General features: G+C 66.6%; 19 protein-coding genes and 2 pseudogenes. 14 read left to right on the top strand and 7 right to left on the bottom strand.

Features of this window, described 5'->3' with window-relative positions:
• Positions 1-12: 12 nt before the first annotated feature.
• Positions 13-219: a hypothetical protein gene (locus WS49_RS13090; RefSeq protein ID WP_059528816.1), complete on the bottom strand. Its 207-nt coding sequence runs from the start codon at positions 217-219 to the stop codon at positions 13-15.
• 120 nt (positions 220-339) lie between these two features.
• The gene (locus WS49_RS13085) at positions 340-1863 is read right to left on the bottom strand and encodes a peptide MFS transporter (protein WP_059528813.1); all 1524 of its coding nucleotides are present in this window, start codon (positions 1861-1863) and stop codon (positions 340-342) included.
• Between the two features lie 498 nt (positions 1864-2361).
• Here WS49_RS13085 and WS49_RS13080 point away from each other — a divergent pair, with 498 nt between their 5' ends.
• The 7 genes from WS49_RS13080 (at position 2362) to WS49_RS13050 (ending at position 10240) form a co-directional block, all read left to right on the top strand.
• The gene (locus WS49_RS13080; RefSeq protein WP_059448921.1) at positions 2362-2943 is read left to right on the top strand and encodes a cupin domain-containing protein; all 582 of its coding nucleotides are present in this window, start codon (positions 2362-2364) and stop codon (positions 2941-2943) included.
• Between the two features lie 178 nt (positions 2944-3121).
• Complete coding sequence (locus WS49_RS13075; protein WP_059528810.1) at positions 3122-4735, top strand: peptide ABC transporter substrate-binding protein; 1614 nt, start codon at positions 3122-3124, stop codon at positions 4733-4735.
• 11 nt (positions 4736-4746) lie between these two features.
• Positions 4747-5685 carry an ABC transporter permease subunit gene (locus WS49_RS13070; protein WP_059528807.1) on the top strand — a complete coding sequence of 313 codons (939 nt, stop codon included), beginning with the start codon at positions 4747-4749 and terminating at the stop codon, positions 5683-5685.
• 13 nt (positions 5686-5698) lie between these two features.
• Positions 5699-6601, top strand: a complete 903-nt coding sequence (locus tag WS49_RS13065; protein WP_059528804.1) for an ABC transporter permease — start codon at positions 5699-5701, stop codon at positions 6599-6601.
• A gap of 1 nt (position 6602) precedes the next feature.
• Positions 6603-7595, top strand: coding sequence for an ABC transporter ATP-binding protein (locus WS49_RS13060; RefSeq protein WP_059528801.1), 993 nt, complete (start codon positions 6603-6605; stop codon positions 7593-7595).
• Positions 7592-8614: an ABC transporter ATP-binding protein gene (locus WS49_RS13055; protein ID WP_059528798.1), complete on the top strand. Its 1023-nt coding sequence runs from the start codon at positions 7592-7594 to the stop codon at positions 8612-8614. The genes WS49_RS13060 and WS49_RS13055 overlap by 4 nt, the downstream gene beginning before the upstream one ends.
• A 159-nt stretch (positions 8615-8773) precedes the next feature.
• Positions 8774-10240, top strand: coding sequence for an OprD family porin (locus WS49_RS13050; protein WP_059529116.1), 1467 nt, complete (start codon positions 8774-8776; stop codon positions 10238-10240).
• Positions 10241-10307: 67 nt separating this feature from the next.
• Here the strand turns inward: WS49_RS13050 and WS49_RS13045 are convergent, their stop codons facing one another.
• From WS49_RS13045 to WS49_RS33475, 3 genes and pseudogenes are all read right to left on the bottom strand, one after another.
• Positions 10308-11300: a DedA family protein/thiosulfate sulfurtransferase GlpE gene (locus WS49_RS13045; RefSeq protein WP_059528794.1), complete on the bottom strand. Its 993-nt coding sequence runs from the start codon at positions 11298-11300 to the stop codon at positions 10308-10310.
• Positions 11301-11463: 163 nt separating this feature from the next.
• Positions 11464-11733: a hypothetical protein gene (locus WS49_RS13040; protein ID WP_040138862.1), complete on the bottom strand. Its 270-nt coding sequence runs from the start codon at positions 11731-11733 to the stop codon at positions 11464-11466.
• A 238-nt stretch (positions 11734-11971) separates the two neighbouring features.
• Positions 11972-12372: pseudogene (locus tag WS49_RS33475) on the bottom strand (phospholipase domain-containing protein); the annotation flags it as partial.
• Between the two features lie 284 nt (positions 12373-12656).
• Here WS49_RS33475 and WS49_RS36370 point away from each other — a divergent pair.
• A pseudogene (locus tag WS49_RS36370) lies at positions 12657-12777 on the top strand (GNAT family N-acetyltransferase); the annotation flags it as partial.
• A 356-nt stretch (positions 12778-13133) separates the two neighbouring features.
• Positions 13134-14729 (top strand): thioredoxin family protein, encoded by a 1596-nt coding sequence (locus WS49_RS13035; protein WP_059528792.1) that lies wholly within the window; start codon positions 13134-13136, stop codon positions 14727-14729.
• 48 nt (positions 14730-14777) lie between these two features.
• Here the strand turns inward: WS49_RS13035 and WS49_RS13030 are convergent, their stop codons facing one another.
• Both WS49_RS13030 and WS49_RS13025 read right to left on the bottom strand, forming a co-directional pair.
• Positions 14778-15029 carry a DUF4148 domain-containing protein gene (locus tag WS49_RS13030; RefSeq protein WP_059529113.1) on the bottom strand — a complete coding sequence of 84 codons (252 nt, stop codon included), beginning with the start codon at positions 15027-15029 and terminating at the stop codon, positions 14778-14780.
• A 460-nt stretch (positions 15030-15489) separates the two neighbouring features.
• Positions 15490-16893, bottom strand: coding sequence for a GntP family permease (locus WS49_RS13025; protein ID WP_059528789.1), 1404 nt, complete (start codon positions 16891-16893; stop codon positions 15490-15492).
• Between the two features lie 327 nt (positions 16894-17220).
• On the opposite strand from WS49_RS13025, the gene WS49_RS13020 reads away from it, so the two are divergent.
• From WS49_RS13020 to WS49_RS13005, 5 genes are all read left to right on the top strand, one after another.
• Positions 17221-18708 (top strand): sigma-54 interaction domain-containing protein, encoded by a 1488-nt coding sequence (locus tag WS49_RS13020; protein ID WP_059528786.1) that lies wholly within the window; start codon positions 17221-17223, stop codon positions 18706-18708.
• Between the two features lie 66 nt (positions 18709-18774).
• Positions 18775-19302, top strand: a complete 528-nt coding sequence (locus WS49_RS13015; RefSeq protein WP_059528783.1) for a BON domain-containing protein — start codon at positions 18775-18777, stop codon at positions 19300-19302.
• Between the two features lie 61 nt (positions 19303-19363).
• Complete coding sequence (locus WS49_RS36050; protein WP_257127682.1) at positions 19364-19648, top strand: hypothetical protein; 285 nt, start codon at positions 19364-19366, stop codon at positions 19646-19648.
• A 103-nt stretch (positions 19649-19751) separates the two neighbouring features.
• Positions 19752-20048 (top strand): H-NS histone family protein, encoded by a 297-nt coding sequence (locus tag WS49_RS13010; protein WP_059467298.1) that lies wholly within the window; start codon positions 19752-19754, stop codon positions 20046-20048.
• Positions 20049-20618: 570 nt separating this feature from the next.
• Positions 20619-22976, top strand: coding sequence for a GNAT family N-acetyltransferase (locus WS49_RS13005; protein WP_059528782.1), 2358 nt, complete (start codon positions 20619-20621; stop codon positions 22974-22976).
• Positions 22977-23348: the final 372 nt, after the last annotated feature.

Genomic DNA, 23348 nt, shown 5'->3' with positions numbered 1-23348 from the left:
GCGCAGGTGCGCTCAGTGAGGTGAGCCGATGCGGGAGCGGGGGACGGCGGTCGCGTCGTCGGATTCTGCGTCGTCGCGTTCGTCGGACTTCGGGTCGTCCTGCTCCGCGAGCACCGCGTCGGCTTCGGCCGCGGCCCGGGCGGCGCGCAACGCGGTGCAGCGCTGCGCGTGCCGGATATCCGACAGTATCCTCAAGAGCCGAGTCGTTTTGCTTTTCATGATCTTCTCCCGCCAGTGCGCATCGCGACGGAGCGGATGCGCCGTTGCAACCAGTGTAGGACGTGCTGGCCGCGCTGGCGGGAGAATGTGGCGTGCAGGCCGCACGCCGAGGGATAGTACTTACTGCGCCGAGGCCATCGCCTGCGCCTGAACGGCTTCTTCTTCGCGGCGCTCTTCCGCGCAGCGCTGATGCTGACGCGACAGGCGGTTCATCATCGGCAGCAGCAGCAGTGCGAGCAGCATGCCGATCGCGGCGAGCCAGCCGAGCTTCTCGAACAGCGACAGGTAGAGCGGCAGCGATTCGGTGGCCGGCAGGTCGTGCGACGGCATCTGCGCGAAGTTCGCGACGACGCTGCCCAGATACTGCGACACACCCGTCGCGACGAAATACGCGCCCATCATGAAGCCGCTCATGCGCGCCGGCACGTAGCGGGCGATCATTGCGAGGCCGAGGCCGCTCACCAGCAGTTCGCCGAGCGAGTAGAGGCCGTAGCCCCACACCATGAACCACGACGACACGCGACCGTCCACCGCGTAGCGGCCGCTGATCGTGAACACCAGGTAGCCGGCCGCCACCGCGCCGAAGCCGAGTGCATACTTCGCCGCGACCGGCAGGTCACGGCCGCTCTTCGCGACCGCGTTGTAGACCCACACGAGCACCGGGCTCAGCATCATGATCCAGATCGGGTTCAGCGCCTGGAACTGCGCGGCGCTCCACGTGAACAGCGTCGTGCCGAACAGCATGAAGCGCGGATCGACGTTGCGCAGCGCGAACAGCGTCAGCGACGTCGACATCTGCACGTAGAAGATGAAGAACAGGATCACCTGGCCGATCAGCACGAGCGCCGCGATCAGGCCCGCGCGCTCCGAGCGCTCCGACTTCGCGATCATGTACGCGAAGATCGCGAGAATCGCGAATGCGGCCGTCCACACGCTCGCGACCGCGAGCTGCTTGTGCTGCAGCACGTACAGCGTGATCAGCGCGAGCGCGACGCCGCCTGCCGCCACGCCGCCGAGGCGCTTCCAGCGGATCGGTTCGTCGTCGGGCTGCGAGCCGATGTGCGCGAGCGTGCGGTGCATCAGCATGAAGTTCAGGATCGCGAGCAGCATGCCGGCGCAGCAGACCGCGAACGCGGTGTGCCAGCCCCAGTGATCCTTGATCCACGGCGTCGCGAGCATCGACACGGTCGAGCCGATGTTGACCGCCATGTAATAGATCGTGAACGCGCTGTCGATGCGCGCATCGTCGCCTTCGTAGATGCGGCGCACGAGGTTCGCCGCGTTGGCCTTGAACAGGCCGTTGCCGACGACGATCACGCCGAGCGACGCATACATGTATGCCAGCGCGTCGTTCGGCACCGCCAGCATCAGGTAGCCGGCGCACAGCACGGCCGCGCCGATGATCATCGTGCGACGGGCGCCGAGCACCTTGTCGCCGATCCAGCCGCCGATCGACGGCGACGCGTAGACGAGCGCGGTGAACGCGCCCCAGGTCAGGTTCGCATGGCTGTCGGTGAAACCGAGCCGGTCGACCATGAAGAGGACCAGGAGCGCGGCCATGCCGTAGTAGCCGAAGCGCTCCCACATTTCGATAAGGAAGACCGTCGTAAACGATCGGGTCTGTGAAACAGGTGCGTGCATCATCAATCTCGTTTGAAACGGACGGCGCGGATCGCGCGTCGCCTTGGGGGTCGAACTGGCGCCGGAGCACTGTGGCCGGGTAGGCTTTGCGTCGGCGATGGAGCAGTCGGGCGGTTAGCCCGGGCCGGGGTCGGACGCCGCCAGGCAAGGCGGTGCAAGGCCCCGACCGGCGCGCGAATGGTAACGTTTGCCGGTCCGGTGCGTCAGGTCCGCGCCACTCAGGGAAACTCCCGATATGGCAGCAGCTTTCAGGAACATTTGTCTCATCATCTATTTGTAAGCTTCGCGCCCGTTCTCCGCAAATTCCCGGAGAGCCGCTTGCAGCTTGCCTGTGAAGCGGGCGAGTCTGGCAAGATAGCGCGTCGTTTCGCTCGCTTCGTGCCCTGTTTAGTGCACCGGGCTCAACACCGAAGACGTGTGCGAAACCGAAGACTAAGCCAAATCGATCTAACTTAGTTACTTTCCATCAAACATTTTTTGACGACCACTTTTCGGCCTGCTATGGTTCCCCCCACTGAAAACTCGCAGTCGGCAGACGCTGCCGCAGCACTGGGCAGCAAGATCCGCGCGTTGCGCCAACGACTCAAGCGCACGCTCGACGACACCGCTACCGCCGCGGGGATTTCGAAGCCGTTTCTGTCTCAAGTCGAACGCGGGCTCGCGTCGCCGTCGCTGACGTCGCTGGCCGGTATCGCACAGGCGCTCGGCGTGACGGTGCAGTACTTCGTGGATACGCCGAGCGAGGAACGCTCGGTCTGCAGAGGCGATCAGTTGCGCTTCTTCGGATTCGCCGATTCGGCGAACCTGTTCGCGAGGCTGACCAACGTGACCGAAGGGCGTCAGCTCGAGGCGATCCTCGTGCGGATGCCGCCGGGGCAGAAGCGGTCTGAAGTGACGACACATGCAGGAGAGGAGTTCCTGTATGTGATTGAAGGGGAAGTGTCGCTGACGCTGGAAGGCAAGACGTTCGTCCTGCAGGCCGGCGACAGTTCGCACTATCAGTCGACGGTCCCGCACAGCTGGGTCAACACCGCGAAGATCGAGTCGGTGGTGGTCTGGGTCGGTACACCGCGGCTGTTCTAACGCACAGGTATTCCTTCGTTTTCCGAGACGGAATGCCTGTCGAAAGAAACGTAAGGAATACTAAGATGCAATACGAGAATCACGGGCCTCCTCAATCGCTGAACCCGTCAGCGTCTCACGCGTAACCGCGGCATTCGCCGCGCATCGCTCACCGAACAACCTTCTCAAGACCGCCACGATGAAATCCTTGCATGCCATGTCGGCCGTGCTGGCCGCGCTCGCCCTGACGACGCCCGCCGCTCACGCCGTGACCGTTCCGTCGAACGTCGCGCTCGCTCCTCAACAGGACCTGACGCGCCAGGTGCCCGCCGAAGTCGAGTCGCTCGACCCGGCGCACATCGAGTCGTGGACCGGCAACACGATCGGCCTCGACCTGTTCGAAGGGCTCGCCCGCATCGATGCAGCCGGCCAGGTCGTGCCGGGCGTCGCGCAGTCGTGGGAGCGCAAGTCGCCGCAGACGTGGATCTTCAAGCTGCGTCACGACGCGAAGTGGAGCAACGGCCAGCCGGTGACGGCCGCCGATTTCGTCTATGCGTGGCAGCGCCTCGTCGATCCGAAGACGGGCTCGAAATACACGATCCTCGTCGAGTTCGTGAAGAACTCGAAGGACATCATCGCCGGCAAGGCCGCGCCGACGACGCTCGGCGTGCGCGCGGTCGACCCGTACACGCTGGAAGTGACGACCGACGTGCCCGTCGCGTTCTTCCCCGAACTGACCGCGATGGTGCCGCTCGCGCCGGTGAACAAGGACACCGTCGCGAAGTTCGGCGACGCATGGACGCGACCGGGCAACATCGTCAGCAACGGTGCGTACCAGCTCGTCGACTGGCAGCCGAACAACCGCATCGTGATCTCGAAGGACGCGAAGTACTGGAACGCGCCGAAGGTCGTGATCAACAAGGTCACGTACCTGCCGATCGAAAGCGACGAAACGGCGATGCGCATGTACCAGGCCGGCCAGATCGACTACAGCTACTCGATCCCGTCCGGCATCTTCCAGCAGGTCAGCAAGCAGTTCGGCGGCGAACTGCGCCCGGGCCTGCAGCTCGCGACCTATTACTACTACCTGAACAACAGCGACGCGGCGCTCAAGGACAAGCGCGTGCGCCAGGCGCTGTCGATGGTGATCGATCGCGACGTGCTGACGTCGAAGCTCACGCAGGCCGGCGAGAAGCCGATGTACGGCCTGATGCCGAACGGCACGAAGGGCGTGCAGCCGTTCACGCCGGAATGGGCGTCGTGGCCGATGGCCAAGCGTATCTCGACCGCGAAGGACCTGCTGAAGCAGGCTGGTTACTCCGACGCGAAGCCGCTGTCGTTCACGCTCACGTACAACACCAACGACCTGCACAAGAAGGTCGCGCTGTTCACCGCATCGGAATGGCGCACGAAGCTCGGCATCAACACGAAGCTCGAGAACGTCGAGTTCAAGGTGCTGATGAAGGAGCGGCATGACGGCAAGGTGCAGATCGCGCGCGACGGCTGGTTCGCCGACTACAACGACGCGATGACCTTCTTCGACCTGATCCGCTGCGGCAGCTCGCAGAACACCGTCGGCTACTGCAACAAGCAGGTCGACACGTTCGTCGACGACGGCAACCAGAAGCTCGACGACAAGGCGCGCGCCGCGCTGCTCACGCAGGCGCACGACACGGCGATGAACGACACGCCGATGGTGCCGCTGTTCCAGTACTCGGCGGACCGTCTCGTGAAGCCCTACGTGGGCGGCTACTCGCTGAAGAACGTGATCGACATGCGTGCTTCGCAGGACATGTACCTGATCAAGCACTGAGCGGAGCGATCATGCTGGCCTACGCATTGAGGCGCACGTTGTGGGCGGTGCCGACGATTCTCGCCGTCATCACCGTCTGCTACCTGCTGCTGCACTTCACGCCCGGCGGTCCGTTCGATACGGAGAAGCAGCTGTCCGCGGCGACGCTCGCGAACCTGAACGCGAAGTACCACCTCGACGAGCCGCTGTGGAAGCAGTACCTGCTGTATCTCGGTTCGCTGCTGCAAGGGGATCTCGGCCCGTCGTTCCGTTACGTCGACTGGTCGGTGAACGATCTCGTGAAGAAGGCGCTGCCCGTGAGTCTCGGCGTGGGCGGTGTGTCGATCCCGATCTCGATCGTGTTCGGCGTGCTGCTGGGTACCGTCGCGGCCGTGCGCCGCGACAGCCTGATCGATCGCTTCGTGATGCTGATCGGCAACTTCGGCAACGTCGTGCCGCCGTTCGTGCTCGGCCCGGTGCTGGTGTGGATCTTCGCGATCCTGCTCAAGACGTCGGCCGGCAACGGCTGGCTGCCGGCCGGCGGCTGGGGCGACGGCGGCTGGCAGTACCGGCTGCTGCCGATCGTGCTGCTGACCTTCATCAACGTGTCGCTCCTCGCACGCGTGATGCGCGGCTCGATGATCGAGACGCTGTCGAGCAACTACATCCGCACCGCGCGCGCGAAGGGCCTGCCGGGCTCGACGATCGTGCTGCGCCACGCGCTCAAGCCCGCGCTGATGCCGGTCGTGTCGCTGTTCGGCACGGTCTGCATCACGTCGATCACGGCGGCCGTCGTCACCGAATCGGTGTTCGCGCTGCCGGGGCTCGGGCAGCTCGTCGTGAACGGCGCGATCAACCGCGACTACACGCTGGTGCTCGGCCTCGTCGTGCTGACGACCGTCTGTGCGGTGCTGTTCAACCTGCTGGTCGACCTCGCGTACGCGTGGCTCGATCCGCGCATCCGTTATTGAGCGAGGCACAGCGATGACTCCGACCACTCCCGTCGTCAGTCTGCCCGTGCAGACCGACTCGCCGCCGCGTTCGCGCTCGCCGCTCGCGCTCGCGTTCGCGCGCTTCCTTCACAACCGCGCGGCCGTGTTCAGCCTCGTGCTGCTCGCGCTCATCACGCTCGCATGTTTCGTCGGCCCGTGGCTGCTCGCGGCCGATCCCGCCGCGAGCGACTGGGGCGCGATCAGCCTGCCGCCGACGCTCGCGAACCAGCACTGGTTCGGCACCGACGAACTCGGCCGCGACCTGCTCGTGCGCACGCTGATCGGCGGCCGCGTGTCGATCGAGGTCGGCCTGCTCGGCACGCTGGTGTCCGGCCTGTTCGGCGTCGCGTGGGGCGCGACCGCCGGCTTCGCGGGCGGCCGTGTCGACTCCGCGATGATGCGCGTCGTCGACATGATGTACGCGATCCCGTATCTGTTGATCGCGATCCTGATGATGACCCTGTTCGGCCGCTCGTTCATGCTGGTCGTGCTGACGATCAGCGCGTTCTCGTGGATCGACATGGCGCGCGTCGTGCGCGGCCAGACGCTGTCGCTGCGCAATCGCGAGTTCGTCGACGCGGCGCGCGCGATCGGCGTGTCGCCGGCGTCGATCGTGGTGCGCCACGTCGTGCCGAACCTGCTCGGCGTGGTCGTCGTGTACGCGACGGTGTCGGTGCCGAACATCGTGCTGACCGAATCGGTGCTGTCGTTCCTCGGCCTCGGCGTGCAGGAGCCGATGACGAGCTGGGGCGTGCTGATCCAGGACGGCGCGCAGAAACTGGAATCGATGCCATGGCTGCTGCTGGCGCCGGCCGTCATGCTGTGCGTGACGCTCTATTGCGTGAACTTCGTTGGCGACGGCCTGCGTGACGCGCTCGACCCGAAGGATCGCTGAAATGGCTGCACTGCTGGAAGTTGAAAACCTCGGCGTGCGCTTCTCGCGCAAGGACGCGCCGCCGATCGACGCCGTGAGCGGCGTGTCGTTCTCGCTCGAAGCCGGCAAGACGCTCGGCATCGTCGGCGAATCGGGCTCGGGCAAGAGTCAGACCGTGATGGCGCTGCTCGGCCTGCTGGCCGGCAACGGCACGACGACGGGCACCGCGCGCTATCGCGGCGACAACCTGCTCGAGATGGATACGCGCGCGCTGAACGCGGTGCGCGGCGACCGGATCGCGATGATCTTCCAGGATCCGATGACGTCGCTCAATCCGTTCCTGACGATCGAGCGGCAGATGACCGAGACGCTGCAACTGCATCGCAAGCTGTCGCGCAAGGAAGCGACCAGGCGCGCGATCGAGGCGCTCGAGTCGGTGCGCATTCCCGACGCGGCGCGCCGCATCCGCATGTATCCGCACGAATTCTCCGGCGGCATGCGCCAGCGCGTGATGATCGCGATGGCGCTTCTGTCCGAGCCGGAAATCCTGATCGCCGACGAGCCGACCACCGCGCTCGACGTGACCGTGCAGGCGCAGATCATCGATCTGCTGCGCGAGCTGAACCGCGAGCGCGGCACCGCGATCGTGCTGATCACGCACGACATGGGCGTGGTGGCAGGCCTCGCGGACGACGTGATGGTCATGTATGCGGGCCGCACCGTCGAATACGCGCCGGCCGAATCGATCTTCGCGGCGCCGTCGCATCCGTACACGATCGGTCTGCTCAACGCGCTGCCGCGCCTGACCGACGCCGACGATGCGCCGCTCGTCGCGATTCCCGGCAATCCGCCGATGCCCGGCACCGCGCCGGCCGGCTGCGCGTTCGCGAAACGCTGCACGTATGCGCAGGAGCGCTGCGGCGCCGCGCGCCCCGCGCTCGAAACCTATGGCGCCACCGGCGCGGTGCGCGCGTGCCACCGGCCGCTGGCCGAACTGACGGGAGGTCTGCGATGAGCGTCGATGAACGCCGCAATGCCGGCGCGACGGGCGACACGCTGCTGTCCGTCGAGGATCTGAAGGTGCATTTCCGCGTGCCGCTCGGCGGCTATCCGTGGTCGCCGAAGGGCACGCTGCGTGCGGTCGACGGCGTGTCGTTCGACGTGAAGCGCGGCGAGACGGTCGGGCTCGTCGGGGAGTCGGGCTGCGGGAAGTCGACGCTCGCGCGTGCGCTGATCGGCCTCGTGCCGATGACGGCAGGCACGGTGCGCTGGCGCGGCGAAGCCGTCGCGCCCGACCACCTGCGCGGCACCGCGATGCGCCGCGAAGTGCAGATGATCTTCCAGGATCCGCTCGCGTCGCTCGATCCGCGCATGACGATCGAACAGATCGTCGCGGAGCCGCTCGTCACGCACCACGCCGGCCTCGGCCGCGCCGAAGTGCGGCGCCGCGTGGTCACGATGCTCGAGCGTGTCGGCCTGAACGCGCATCACCTGCTGCGCTACCCGCACGAATTTTCGGGCGGACAGTGTCAACGTGTCGGCATCGCGCGTGCGCTGATCGGCGAGCCGAAGCTCGTGATCTGCGACGAGCCCGTCTCGGCACTCGACGTGTCGATCCAGGCGCAGATCGTGAACCTGCTGCGCGATCTGCAACGCGAACTGTCGTTGTCCTATCTGTTCGTCGCGCACGACCTGGCGGTGGTGAAGGCCATCAGCCAGCGCGTGCTCGTGATGTATCTCGGCCGCGTGATGGAGTTCGGCACGCGGCATGACGTGTACGGCGTGCCGCAGCACCCGTACACGAAGGCGCTGCTCGATGCGGCGCCGACGCCGGAGCCGGCGCGCGAGCGTGCTCGCCGTCCGATGCTGCTGGCGGGCGAGATGCCGTCGCCGCTCAACCCGCCGTCCGGCTGCGCGTTTCGCACGCGCTGCCCGGTCGCGATCGACGCGTGCGCGCAGGACGTGCCGCTGCCGGAAGTGCGGCACGGCTCGGCGGCGCGCGTCGCGTGCATCCGGGCGGGCGTGGCGGCATGAAGTGACGCAGCAAACATAACCAGGCAGGTCAACAGGGGTAGGTGCGGCGCGAACGATCTTCGCGCCGCGGGTAAAGGCGCGTCCTTAACCGGGCTCGCCGGGGGGCTGGAAGCGGATCGCGACCGGCGTGGACGACATCAACACAAGACGAGAATGACGATGAAAAAGCAAAAGACGATCGGGACGGCATCGAAGATGCTGCTTGCATGGGGCTTGCCTGCGCTTGCCGGCGTATCGCTGAGCGGCGTCGCGCACGCCGACGACGCGGCCCCCGCACCGCTGACGGTCGCGCAGGCCGCGCCGTCCGCCGGCGCGACGGTTGCGCAGGCAACGACCCCGAACGCCATTATCAACGCCGAGGCGAACCAGGCCGTCACGCCGCCGGATGAACCTTCGGCGCAGTCGAAGTCGAACGGCTTCATCGCCGACAGCCACCTGAACTTCCTGTTCCGCAACTATGCGGACACGCTCGACAACAAGGGCGGACCGCATCGCCACGCGTGGGTCCAGGGTGCGATGGCGAACTTCGAATCCGGCTACACGACCGGCCTGATCGGCATCGGCTTCGACGCGTCGCTGTATGCGGCGTTGAAGCTCGACGGCGGCGCCGGCGCCGGCAGCATGGTGCACATCGCGAAGGGCGGCGGCGGTTCGAACCAGCTTGCGTGGGCCTATCCGGGCATCTACGACGTGAAGGCGCGCATCTCGAACACGGTGGTCAAGTACGGTCTGCAGGCCGTCGACAACCCGTTCATGGAGCAGCACGACAACCGCGCGCTGCCGCCGACGTTCCTCGGCGCGACGATCGTCAGCAACGAGTTCAAGAACGTGATGCTCGAGGCCGGCAGCTTCACGAAGACCGACGCGCGCGGCCACACGACGCTCACCAATCTCACGACCCAGTACGGCGGCACGCGCATCAATCGCCTGACCTACGTCGGCGGCACGTGGGACTACTCGCCGGACGGCGAAGTCGCGCTGTACGCAAACCAGGCCGATGACGTATGGCACCAGTACTACGCGTCGGTGAAGCACAGCATCGGCGATACGAAGTCGATCAAGTGGACCGGCTTCGGTAACGTTTACTCGACGCACGACACGGGCGACGCGCTGCAGGGCAAGATCAACAACAACGCGTACAGCCTGTCGCTGGCCGCGCAACACGGCCCGCACGAACTGCTGCTCGGTTATCAGCAGGTGCTCGGCGACCAGTTCTTCGACTACCTGAACGAAACCAACGGCATCTTCCTGACCAACTCGATGGACGTCGACTACAACGCGCCGCACGAAAAGTCGCTGCAGCTGCGTTACACGTTCTACGGCAAGGAAGCGGGCCTGCCGGGCTTCAAGGCGATGGTGTGGGGTGTGACGGGCTGGGGCGCGGATGCGAGCGCGGGCGCGGCGGCGGATCCGAGCAAGTCGAGCATCTACTGGAGCAACGGTGCACCGGTGCAGGGCCGTCACCACGAGTTCGGCTTCATCCCGTCGTACACGTTCCAGAGCGGCAAGCTGAAGGACACGAAGGTCACGTTCATCGCGATGTGGCACAACGGTTCCGCGCACTACTCGGACGCGACCAACAAGGAATACCGCCTGGTCGTGAACGTGCCGCTTCACGCGTTCTGATCGAAGGGGGGCGCAACGCCCCCTTCGGCATTTCTCGTCTCGCGCGGCCGGCCTGCGGTCAGTTCGATCAGGCCGGCTTGTGCAGCCCCGCCACCGGATCGTTCGCGGCGGGGATGTCTTCCACCAGCGACGTGAGCTGGCGGCCCGTGTCGCGCCAGGCGTCGAGGCCGCCGCGCAGCGGCAGCGCATCGGTGAAGCCCGCGTCGAGCAGGCGCTTGGCCATCAGCGCGGCCGTCACTTCGTTCGGGCACGAGCAATACACGACGAACTTCTGCGAGAACGGGTAGCGCGCGACGATGTCCTCGATGTGCCGCTCGTCCGCGAACTGCGCGCCCGGAATCGTGAACGGGTCGAGCTTGCGGTGCTCGGGCGAACGCACGTCGAGCACCACCGGCGCGGCCGCGTCGCGCAGCAGCAGGTCGAGTTCGTCGACGCCGATCCGCGCGCTCGCGAGCTGGCGGATCAGCGCACGGCGGCGCATCCAGCGCACGGCCGCATAGACGGCCAGCAGCGCGACGATCACCAGCAGCACCGCGCGGCCGAGCCGGCTCGCGCCGGCGAACAGCCAGTCGATCTGTCGATAGAACACGAGCCCCGCGACGAGCCCGACGGTCGTCCACAGCGCGGCGCCGAGCGCATCGTAGCCGGCGAACGTGCGATAGCGCGTGCCGAGCGCGCCGGCCATCGGCACCGACACGAGCGACAGCCCCGGAATGAAGCGGGCGACCGCGAGCACGCGCACGCCGTAGCGGCCGAAGAAGCGTTCGGTTTTCCTCACGCAGGTATCGCGCGACAGCGACAGCCGGCAGATCGTCTTCAGCGTCGTGCCGCCGTAGCGCCGCCCGGCGACGTACCACACGGTGTCGCCGATCAGCGCGCCGAGGACCGACAGCGCCAGCACCGTCAGGAGCTGCGAGCCGATCATCGCCGGATGCATCGCGGCCATCGCGCCGAACAGCACGAGCGTCGGCATCGCCGGCACGGGCAGGCCGATGGCCGCCGCCAGGACGTTGGCGAAGACGAGAAGCGGCCCGTATTGGGCGACGAGGTCACGGAGCATGACGGCTGGCCGAAAAGGGAGCGCGTGAGGAAGGTACGCGAATGGGCCGATTATCGGCCATTTTCAAGCGGGCGGAGGGGAATGACGGAAAGCGCCTGACGGCGGCAGGGAAATGCGGACAGAACGGTGAGCCAGTGCATTGCACGCGGCTCACCATTCGACATCAGGAAGGGGTGCGGGCGAGCGAGGCGGCGCCGTGGTTTTCGCCGGGCAGCTCGGCGCCGTGCGAGCGGATCGCCGCGATCAGTTCGGCCGGCGTGATCTCGTAGCGGACTTCGCGGTGAATGCCGGGCTTGCGTTCGTCGATCTCGATCAGCAGCACGCTCTTGCCGTCGCCGGTCGATTCGAGCCTGAGCGAGCGCAGTTCGCGGCCATCGGCCGGGTCGTGTTCGGTGAGCAGGGTCATTGCCCCGGATGAGCCGGTTGTGCGCATCGAACCTATCCTCGTGTCGTGTGTGCCAGATTGGCGAAGATGTCGTTGTTGAATGCAGCTTGATGAAGTTTAACGCGAACGGGCGGCAATACGGAGCATTTTCGTGGACCCGAAATGAGGGCTGCACCACCGATCCCTCTGATGTATGAGCCGCGCCGGGCGGGCGTTTCAGCCGGATCGGACCGCGCCGCGCCCGGCGCCCGGCCGGTGCTCGGGTCGGGCGGGGGCAGTGCCGTCGGAAGCGGCCGGTGAGCCCCATCGCCGGGGCGCTGACCGAGTGGCGACCCGTTTCGACGCGGCCGGTCACGCGGGGCGAGAAGATGGCGTCGCTGTCGGCGGTGACGACGAAGTCGTACCAGTGGGCGAGGTCGCCGGTGAAGCGATGGTGATAGCCGTTCGGGCCAAGCATCCACAGGTCATATTTGCCGCCGTCGTCGGCCAGCGCCGCCCAGTCGCCGCGCAGGGCCTTGTCCGGTTCGACGACGTAGCGGCGTGGCGCGCGGTCGAGGTGCAGCTTGTCGTGATGTGGAACACCGCTGCCGCGCGGCCCGTGTTCGCGATCGTCTGCGTGACGGTGCCCTTGCGGGCGTCGATCTGCGCGCTCGCATGCAGCTCGTATGGCAACGCGCGCGACAGCCGTTGCCGGGATTCGGCACGCTGTGCGTTCGTGACGTTGCGTGCGCAACGAACAAGCGACGCGCGGTGCGGATGTTGGAGCGGTCGGAAATTACCGATTTGTGCGGGTGATGGCGGTAAGAAATTGCCGATTCCTGAAGGCGACGTGACGCCATGTCGTTGCGCGTGCAACGTTATAGACTTGTGCGTCGACCATGTTTCGTTCGCATGAAATCGGATAAGCTCGATGTGTTGTTGCGCTCGCGCGGCGACATGCCCCGGCCCGATACCTTCGACTCCACCCAGTCATGACCGATATCACGATCCGGCACGGCGAGACGCACGACGTCGACGCGATCCGGCAGATCATCGTCGCACCCCGCGGTGTATATGAACACGCTCCAGCATCCGTTTACGTCGCGCGAGAAATGACGGCAGCGGCTCGAACGCCTGCGCGAACAGTGCATTCGTGCATGGGATCGGGCGGCATGACGGGAGGCTGTCGACGAAGCGCACGTCATATCCATTCGAGAATTCGTTCGTTTTCAACCGGCCGCATGAATCGTATCGTCGAGCGATTTGCCGGTCGTCGCGATTGTCGCGGTCGACACGGCTGCGCGATGTGAGCATGCAGCGGCCGGACGTGGCTTTCCTTGTCGATGCCTGCGTGACGCGCTCGGTCGATTCCGGCATGCGTGACGCCATCCGTCGATGCCCTTCGTTGCTTCATCGTGTTTTCGTTTCGCCGCTTCCCGCAACCGTCTCTTTCAACGGAACTCGTCTCGATGAAAACCGTTCTCCGTAACGTGACTGCAGCCTGCCTGTTCGCCGCCGCGGGTGCGGCGTTCGCCACCACCGCGCCGCAGGGCGCCGCCGTATCGAGCCCGTCGGGCGACAGTGCGCACCTGCCGCCCGGCATCGCGTGGCAACAGGGCGACGTCGATGCCGCGTTCGCGCTCGCGAAGCGCACCGGCAAGCCGCTGCTGCTGTACTGGGGCGCCGTGTGGTGCCCGTCGTGCAACCAGGTGAAGTCGACGATCTTCAGCCAGCAGGCATTCAAGACCCGCTCGTCGTTCTTCGTGCCCGTGTATCTCGACGGCGATACCGAAAGCGCGCAGAAACTCGGCGAGCGCTTCAAGGTGCACGGCTATCCGACGATGATCCTGTTCCGCCCGGACGGCACCGAGGTGACGCGGCTGCCAGGCGAGGCCGATCTCGACCGCTACATGCAGGCGCTGTCGCTCGGGATGACGGCCGCGCATCCGGTGCGGCAGACGCTCGCGACCGCGCTGAACGACGGCGCGGCACTGACGCCAGCCGAATGGCATCTGCTGGCCGACTATTCCTGGGACACCGACGGCGCGCTGCCGGTGCCGGCCGACCGTGTCGCGGTGACGCTGCAGACGCTGTCGCAACGTGCGCGTGCGGCCGGCGCGAAGGCGGACGCCGCGCGGTTCGCGCTGAAGTCGGCGGTGGTGGCGGCATCGGACGATCCCGCACAGGCCGGCGCCCTCGACAAGGCGGCGCTCGCCGACGCGCTGCGCGCGGTGCTGCGCGAGCCGGCGCTGGCGCGTGCCGATTCGGACGTGCTCGTCGCGGCGCCCGCGCGCGTGGTCGCATACCTCGGCGGCGACGCCGCGCAGCGCACGAAGTTGCGCGGCGCGTACGACACGGCACTCGCGCGCCTGTCGACCGATACGACGCTGTCGTCCATCGACCGTCTGATGGCGCTGCACGGCCGCGTGCTGCTCGCGCGCGACGATGCGCACGCCGGCGCGCCACTCGCCGCGCCGGCGCTGATCGATACCGCACGCAAGCAGATCGCGGCATCGGTGCAGGGCGCCGCGAACGCGTACGAGCGCCAGGCGCTCGTCAGCGAAGCGGCGGACACGCTGACCGACGCCGGGCTGTACGACGAATCCGACGTCTTGCTGAAGGCCGAGTTGCCGCGTTCGTCGACGCCGTACTACTTCATGTCGGGACTGGCGGCGAATGCGAAGGCGCGCGGCGACAAGGCCGCGGCGCTCGACTGGTACCGGAAGGCGTACGACTCGGCGAGCGGCCCGGCCACGAAACTGCGCTGGGGCGCGACCTATTTCGCGAACGCGGTCGCGCTGGCGCCGGACGATTCGGCGCGGATCGAGGCGATCGCCGCGAGCGTGCTCGCGCAGGCCGGCAAGACCAAGGATGCGTTTTATGGGGCGAACCTGCGCGCGTTGACCAAGGTCGTCACGCAACTGAATCGCTGGCGCGGCGGCGGCGCGCACGACGCGTCGGTCAGGTCGGTCGTGAAGCAGTTCGACGGGGTGTGCGCGAAGTTGCCTGCGGGCGATCCGCAGGCGGCGGCATGCGCGAAACTGATCGAACCGGTGAAGGCGTGAATGCCTGCGAGAAAGCGGCCGGATGGAACGGCCGCGTCGTGACGTCGATTAGTGGCTCGACTCCGACGATGCGCCTTGATCGCTGCCATACCCGGCACTCTGCTGACGGGCGATCTTCGCTTCGGCGGAAACGATGCTGGCCGGGTAGAACCAGTCGCTCGGCTGGAAGCCGGCCTGCTTGAGCGCCTTCACTTCGGCGTGAACCTGCGCGCGCGTGAGCGGCGGGTTCGACTGCGCTTGCGCGGCGAGCGGCGCGGATACGGCCAGGGCAACGGCAACTGCGTGAATCAGGCGCTTCATGATCGTGACCTCCATGTTTCCAACTGGGCGTCCGGCCTTCGTTCGACGAAGCGGCGGCGGTTGAAAGCAGTGTAGGCCCGGCCGCGCGCGCGAAAAATGCGATCGCGCCCAACGCAGTGTTCTGCTGCCGGTAACAATGGATGGCGGGACGGACCGTGCCGGATGGCGGTGCGTGACGGGCGTCGGGCCGTGCGGGCCGCGCGGCGGTGTGGCACCGTGCGGCTCCGATCGGGCGGGGGATGAGCCGGCGGATGAGAACCCCGGCGATTCGCCCCGGCTTGCATGCGGAGGTATCGGGAGGGAGCGGCGCGTCGCGACCGGCGTTGCGCCGCCTGCTTCGACGATGCAGGGCCGGTTGCCCAGGCTTGGCGTGCAGAGGAAGGAAGGTGCGCGGGCCGCGGCGATGCGGCCGGACGCGGCGCGGCGCGGCGGCGTTCGGAACGCCGCCGCATGCGCAGACTTACACGAGACCCGTCGTGTAGTACACGGCGATCACGAAGAACACCGCGAGCGTCTTGATCACGGTCACCGCGAAGATGTCGCGATACGACTCGCGGTGCGTGAGGCCCGTGACCGCGAGCAGCGTGATGACTGCGCCGTTGTGCGGCAGCGTGTCCATGCCGCCGCTGGCCATCGCGACGACCCGGTGCAGCACGTCCATCGGGATGTTGGCTGCCTGCGCGCCCTTGATGAACAGGTCCGACATCGCGGCGAGCGCGATGCTCATGCCGCCCGACGCCGAACCGGTGATGCCGGCGAGCGAGCTGACCGACACGGCCGCGTTCACGAGCGGGTTCGGAATGCTCTTCAGCGCATCGCTGACGACGAGGAAGCCCGGCAGCGCGGCGATCACGCCGCCGAAACCATATTCCGACGCCGTGTTCATCGCGGCGAGCAGCGCGCCGCCGACGGCGGCCTTCGAACCGGCCGCGAAGCGGTCGCTGACGCGCTTGAACGCGGTCAGGACGACCAGCACGATGCCGAGCAGCAGCGCGGCCTCGACCGACCAGATCGCGACGACGGTCTTGATCGACGTCGTGACCGGCGTATGCACGCCCGGCAGCACGTCTGGCGCGACCGTGTACGACGCGGCGCCGTACCACTGCGGGATCAGTTTCGTGAACGTGAAGTTCGATGCGCCGACGAGGATCAGCGGCAGGATCGCCAGCGCCGGATTCGGCAATGCCGTCGCTTCGACGCGCTCCGGCTCGTTGACGAGCGACGTGCCGTAGCCTTCGCCCTTTGCCATCGCCGAACGGCGGCGCCATTCCAGATACGAGAGGCCGACGACGATGATGAACAGCGAGCCGATCGTGCCGAGCACGGGTGCGGCCCAGGCGGTCGTCTTGAAGAACGTGGTCGGGATGATGTTCTGGATCTGCGGCGTGCCGGGCAGCGAATCCATCGTGAACGAGAACGCGCCGAGCGCGATCGCGCCGGGCATCAGCCGCTTCGGAATATTGCTCTGGCGATAGAGTTCGGCCGCGAACGGATACACGGCGAACACCACGACGAACAGCGACACGCCGCCATAGGTGAGCAGCGCGCACACCGCGACGATCACCGCATTCGCACGCGAGCGGCCGATGTAGCGGATCGCGGCATGGACGATCGACTCGGAGAACCCGGACAGCTCGATCACCTTGCCGAACACGGCACCGAGCATGAAGACCGGGAAATACAGTTTGACGAAGCCGACCATTTTCTCCATGAAGATGCCGGAGAAGACCGGTGCGACGGCGGCGGGTTCGATCAGCAGGACCGCGCCGAGCGCGGCGATCGGCGCGAACAGGATCACGCTGTAGCCGCGATACGCGGCGAACATCAGGAACGCCAGCGCGGCGAGGACGATCACGAAAGACAAGGGGAGTCTCCTAATAGCTTGGAATGGCTTTGGTTGTTGTTCGATCGCGGGACGCGCCGCGAACCGGCTCAGGTTCGTGCAGGTTTCGTGCCATCGGCCGGATTGCGCCGCCGGACGTGGATCCGGCGCAGGCCGACGGGCCCGCGCCGGCCAATGTCTGAAGATTCTACATAAATCGTCTCCATCGGGAGACGATTCGGCCGCCAGGACCGCCCGCTGAATCGGGCAGGGCTTTCCCGGACAAGGCATTCCGGGGCGTCTCCGAAATGAGATACTGCGTCTCGTTCCGGAGACGTCCGGCCAAGCATACGCGGAGACAACGACACGATGATGAACGACTGGGCCCGCCTGCCCGTCAATTACGGCGACGTGCTGCGGCGCGCCGCAGAGTCGCTGTTTCAGACTTTCGAGGATTCGAGCGCGGGCACGGTGGTCGTCGATCGCGACGCGCGCGTCGTGTGGATGAACGAGCGTTATGCGGCGCGATTCGGGTTCGCCGATCCGCAGCAGGCGGTCGGCCTCGACTGCGAGGCGGTGATTCCGAACAGCCTGATGCGCGAGGTCGTGTCGACCGGACAGCCGATCCTGCTCGACATCATGGAGACGGGCCGCGAGCCGCTCGTCGTCACGCGCCTGCCGTTGAAGAACGAGACGGGCGAGACGGTCGGCGCGATCGGCTTCGCACTGTTCGACCAGCTGAAGACGCTCACGCCGATCTTTTCCCGTTACGTGCAGCTTCAGCAGCAGTTGATCGCAACGCAGCGTTCGCTCGCGCAGGCACGCCGTGCGAAATACACGTTCGCGAGTTTCGTCGGCACGAGCGCCGCAAGCCTCGAAACCAAGCGGCAGGCGCGGCGCGCCGCACAGGTCGATTCGCCGGTGCTGCTGCTCGGCGAGACGGGCACCGGCAAGGAACTGCTCGCGCATGCGATTCACGCGGCGTCGGCGCGCGCGCTTCAGCCGCTCGTGACCGTCAACGTGGCCGCGATTCCCGACACGCTGCTCGAAACCGAATTCTTCGGCGCGGCGCCGGGCGCATATACCGGCGCCGATCGCAAGGGACGCGTCGGCAAGTTCGAGCTGGCCGATCGCGGCACGCTGTTTCTCGACGAAATAGGCGACATGCCGCTGCCGCTGCAGGGCAAGCTGCTGCGCGTATTGCAGGACAAGGAGTTCGAACCGGTTGGCTCGAACCGGATCGTGCGCGCCGACGTGCGGATCATCGCCGCGACGTCGGCCGACCTGCCCGCGCTGGTCGAGGCCGGCCGCTTTCGCGCGGATCTCTATTACCGGCTCAATGTGCTGACGATCCACGCGCCGCCGTTGCGCGAGCGGGCGTCCGACATCGCGGCGCTCGTCTACGCAACGCTCGAGGAGCTCGCTGCGCAGCACGGTCGCGCTGCGCACTGCGAACTGACCGACGATGCGCTGCGGATGCTGTGCGCGTACCCGTGGCCGGGCAACGTACGTGAACTGCGCAACACGCTCGAGCGTGCGCTGATGCTGTCGGACCGCTCGGTGATCGATGCGGGTGCGCTCGCGCCGTTCCTCGGGCCGGTGCGCGTGGTGTCGGATGCGGTGCCGGCAGGCATGCGGGCTGCTCCGTCGCCGGTCGGCCGGGATGCGGACGATGCAGCGGGGGCGCCTGATGCGCCGGTCGTTTCGTATACCGATGCATTGGCCGCGTGGGAGCGCCAGTTCCTGATCGACGCGCTTGCGGCTTGCGACGGGAAGGTGGTCGAAGCGGCCGCGCGCATCGGCATCGGCCGGGCGACGCTGTACAAGAAACTGACGGCGCTCGGGATCGACCGGTAGCAAGCAGCGGTGGATGCGCTGGGACATGACGAACGGCACCGGTGAAGTGCCCGACAGGAGACGACGATGAAGCGACTCGCAATTGCCGGATGGCTGGCCGCACTGGTGGCGACGTCCTTGCTCGCGCAGGCGGGTGACGCGGACGCGCCCGTGGTACGGCGCAACTGGTACAACGATCCCTTCGTCGCGCTGTCGCGAGGCTTCGCCGAATGCCCGTTGCCGCTCGGCCCGTGGATGACGCGCGCCGAGATGGAAGACGACGCGCATTACCGCGTCGAGCGCGGGACCACCTGCTGGCTCGCCCACCGCTGCACGAAACCGAATTCGTATATGTATGACGCGCCGATCGCCGAGGCGGCGAAAGCGCATTTCGCGGGCACCGATCGTCTGCAGGGCACGAGCCTGTGGATCACCGTGCAGCGGCGCTTCATTTATGTCGAAGGGTGTGCCGATCCGGCATTCGATCGGCAGGCGCTGGAGCGCGAACTCGGCACGCTTCCCGACGTCGAGCGGGTATTCGTTCGCATCACCGACGATCCGCACCGGGCCGTGCCGTACAAGACGCGTGGACGGCCGGACCGGACGCCCGATTGAACGCCTGACGGTGGTGCATGGCATACTCGCGGCATTAAAAAATCGGTTGACGGAAAGAACAATGAAACACATGCTTGCGTCGGTCTGTCGGTGGCCTCGAACGCATTGGCGTCGGGCCGGATTGTTGGCCCTGGTTGCGGGGCTCGGCGGGTGCGGCGGCGGGGCGCCTCTGTTCACTTCTGACGGGCGCCCGACTTCGCAGGTGCAGTGCACCGGCAGCGACTGGAGCAATTGCACGGACAATGCCCGAGCCATCTGCAATGGTGAATTCGACGTCCTCCAGCAATCAACCGATGACGCAACGCGAAATCTTCTCTTCGCATGCAAGAAGAAAAGCGGTTATTGATCCCGACATGGCCGGATAAGGAGACCGTAATCGGGAGAAGCGCTTTTCTATTCGCTTGGAGTTGGCTATTTTTCATGAATAACACTCACGGAGTCCCATCCATATGGCGACCTACAGGCAACTGACAGCGCAGCTCGAAAGACTTCAGCAAAAGATCGACAAGGAACGCGAAAAGGCAATTGCCGATGCGATTGCCGCCATTCGGGCGAAAATCGAGGAATTCGACATTACCGCGGAAGAGCTCGGTTTTCGACCGATCGGCGCCGCTGCTGCCGCGAAACCGAAGCGTCCGTTGCCGCCGAAGTACCTGAACCCGAAGACGGGTGAAACGTGGAGTGGCCGCGGGCGGGCGCCGGCATGGCTCGGCAAGAATCGCGCGCGTTTCCTGATCAAGGACTGACTCCCGAATATCCTCACCTTTCGTGCGCTGACTGACGGTGCGAACGGCCATGCGGCCGTCGCACCGTTTTGTTTTTGGGCAGCCGCGGCACGACGCGAAACCGCGAATTGAACACCGATGCCGTGCGATTAACGGATATCGTTTTGCGAATTCGCCGCGATTCGACCGGATATCGCCGCGAATTCCCGTAAACAACGCTGCAATGACGCGGCATGCGCGCATTGGCATTCCCGATCTGCGCGGTGCAGACGTACCGCCGATTGCGATCACCTCTCGCGCATTTCCGCTGCGCGCCCTGCAATTCCCGAACTTGCTCACCATGCCTCCTGTAAATCCTCACCTTTGAAGCGGCGACCGGAAGACCGCATCGTGTCGCCCTCGCCCGTTGCGTGTGCGAAGACGTCGGTGACCTGCCCATGTTGCGGGCATTGATGCGCGTCGCACAGTCGGCCGTTCGGCATATAGGCAGCCGCATCGGGTTCGCCTATGCTTGGAGTTCGCGGCGACCTGCGCACGGCCATCCGGCTCGTGCGCCGGTCGGGTCGTCTTTCGTTACCGTATGGAGCCGATGTGACCGTCCGTCATCTCGATGCGTTGTTCCAGCCCAGGTCCGTTGCGATCGTCGGTGCATCGTCGCGCGCGGGCAGTATTGGAGCGATGGTGTGGGCGCGCGTGCTCGATGGCGCGTTCGAGGGGCCCGTGTGGCCCGTCAATCCGAAGTACCGCGAGCTGAACGGGTACGCGGTCGTGGCCGATGTCGACCGGCTGCCCGCGCCGCCATCGGTCGCCGTGATCTGCACGCCGCCCGCCACATGGGCCGGCATCGTGCGCAAGCTCGGCGAGATCGGCACGCGTGTCGCGGTGATCGTCGGCGAGGCGCGCACCGACGCCGACCGTGCCGCGCTCGATCGCACACTCAAGGCCGCGAAGCCGTTCGTGCTCCGTATCGTCGGGCCCGGCAGCCTCGGCGTGCTGTCGCCCGCACGGCATGCGCATTTCGGCGCACCGGCCTATACGGCGCGATCGGGCGGCGTCGCCTGGGTGTCGCAATCCAACGCGCTGACGAATGCGGTGCTCGGCTGGGCCGATGCACGAGGCCTCGGCTTTTCACACGTCGTCGCGCTGGGCAGCGAGGCCGACGTCGATGCGGGCGACGTGCTCGACTACCTCGCGAGCGACCCCGGCACGCGCGCGATCCTGCTCGAGCTCGACACGGTGTGTGCCGCGCGCAAGTTCATGTCGGCAGCGCGTGCGGCGGCGCGCAACAAGCCGGTGCTCGCGTTGCGCACCGGGCGCGCCGATCCCGGTGATGCGCTTTACACCGCGGCGTTCCAGCGTGCGGGGATGGTGCGTGTCGATGCGCTCGACGATCTGCTCGACGAGATCGAGACGCTCGGCGTCGGGCGCGTCACCGCGCGCGGCGCGGCGACACTCGTGACGAGCGACGCAGGCGTCGCGAAACTCGCGGTCGATGCGGTCGCGGAGGTGCGCGATGTGCTGGTCGACTGGCCGGCCGAGGCAGCGTCGGCGGTCGCGGCCGCGCTGCCGCATCTCGCCGGGCCCGGCAATCCGCTGACGCTCGGCGACGATGCGCGCCCCGAGCATTTCGGCGCCGCCATCAAGGCGCTCGCGCCGTTCCCGCAAACGGGCACGCTGTTCGTCGTGCATTCGACGTCCCACAGCGCGCCGGCCGATGCGGTCGCGCGCACGCTGATCGAATCGCGGCAGTACGCGTACCGCGGCATCCTCGCGTGTTTCTTCGGTGCGGTCGATGCGGCGACGCGCGACGCACTGCACGCGAACGGCATTCCGGTGCACACCACACCGCAGCGGCTTGCGCGCGCATACGCACGGCTCGTCGACTACAACCTCGGGCGGCAGTTGCTGATGCAGACGCCCGAGGGCACGCCGCTGCAGCCGGCCGAGTGCGTTGCGTCCGCGCAGGCCGAGGCACGGCGGATGGTCGAGGCCGGCGAGCATGAACTCGCCGGCGAAGCGGCGTTGCGCTGGCTGTCCCACTTCGGCGTGCACGGCGAGCCGGCCGATGCGTCGGCGGGCGCCAGAGTCGTCGACGTCACGGTCGAGATGTACGACGATTCGAACTTCGGCCCGGTGTTTCGTTATGCCGTGCCATCGGCCGACGGCGTATCGGCGCCGTTCGTCGTGTACGGGCTGCCCCCGCTGAATACGGTGCTCGCCCGCGTGGTGATGGAGCGTTCGCCATATGCACGCCGCACGCCCGTCGAACCCACGCTCGACGCGCTGACGGCGCTGTCGCAGGTCGTTTGCGACGTGCGCGAGGTCGTCGCGATGTCGGTCACGCTGCGCGTGCTCTCCGACCGGGCATACGTGGTCGCGCCGCGCGTCACGCTGGCGGCCGGGCGCAGCCGGCTCGCGATCATGCCGTATCCGCGCCATCTCGAGCAGACGCTCGAATGGCGCGGCGAGACCGTGACGATCCGGCCGATCCGTCCGGAAGACGAGGAAGCGCACAACGAGCTGCTTGGCGCGATGACGCCGGACGATCTGCGGATGCGTTTCTTCGGTGCGGTGCGCAGCTTCGATCATTCTCAAGTCGCGCGCATGACGCAGATCGACTACGACCGCGAGATGGCCTTCATCGTGTCGTTCACCGACGTGTCGGGCCGGTCGCACACACTCGCGGTGGCGCGCGCGGTTACCGATCCCGACAACGAGACGGCCGAGTTCGCGATCGCTGTCCGGCCCGATCAGAAGGGCAAGGGTCTCGGGCGGCTGATGATGGCCCGCATCATCGACTACGCGCGATCGCGCGGCACCGCGTGGATGGTGGGCGAGGCGCTGCGCGAGAACACCGCGATGATCTCGCTGGCGAAATCCTGCGGTTTCGAGGTGTCGACGACGGAGGAACCCGGCGTGGTGGGATTCAGGATGAAGCTGCAACCGTAATCGCGTCGGCGAGCGTGTCCGAAGGTCCGGCGGTGTCGTGCGCAGCCGCTGCGGAACGCGCGATGTCGGTGATTCACGGTCGCGACGGAGCGAATTGGTTGTAGTTCGGGATGCATATCGTTCAACTCTTTCGCTCCCATATGCGGATCGGCAAAGCGCTGGCGTCGCGACCGACGGGGAAGGGCGAGTGCATCGGGTCATGGCGTCCGCGGCGGTCGGTTGCGTGCGCCAATGACCTGCGGGTGCCACCGGTCCCGGTGCCATATTTGAGCGCACTGACGCCCGCATTGCGCACCGGCACGTCGGAAACGGAACAAAGGTGAGAATTTTCAGGAGCCGAGGGTGAGCCTTTCCGGGAGCAATTGGGTGAGT

Origin of the sequence: Burkholderia sp. RF7-non_BP4, assembly GCF_001521935.1 — a bacterium.
GTDB lineage: Bacteria > Pseudomonadota > Gammaproteobacteria > Burkholderiales > Burkholderiaceae > Burkholderia > Burkholderia diffusa.
Note: the sequence above shows the minus strand (reverse complement) of the source record. Positions and strands in the feature narration are given on the sequence as shown.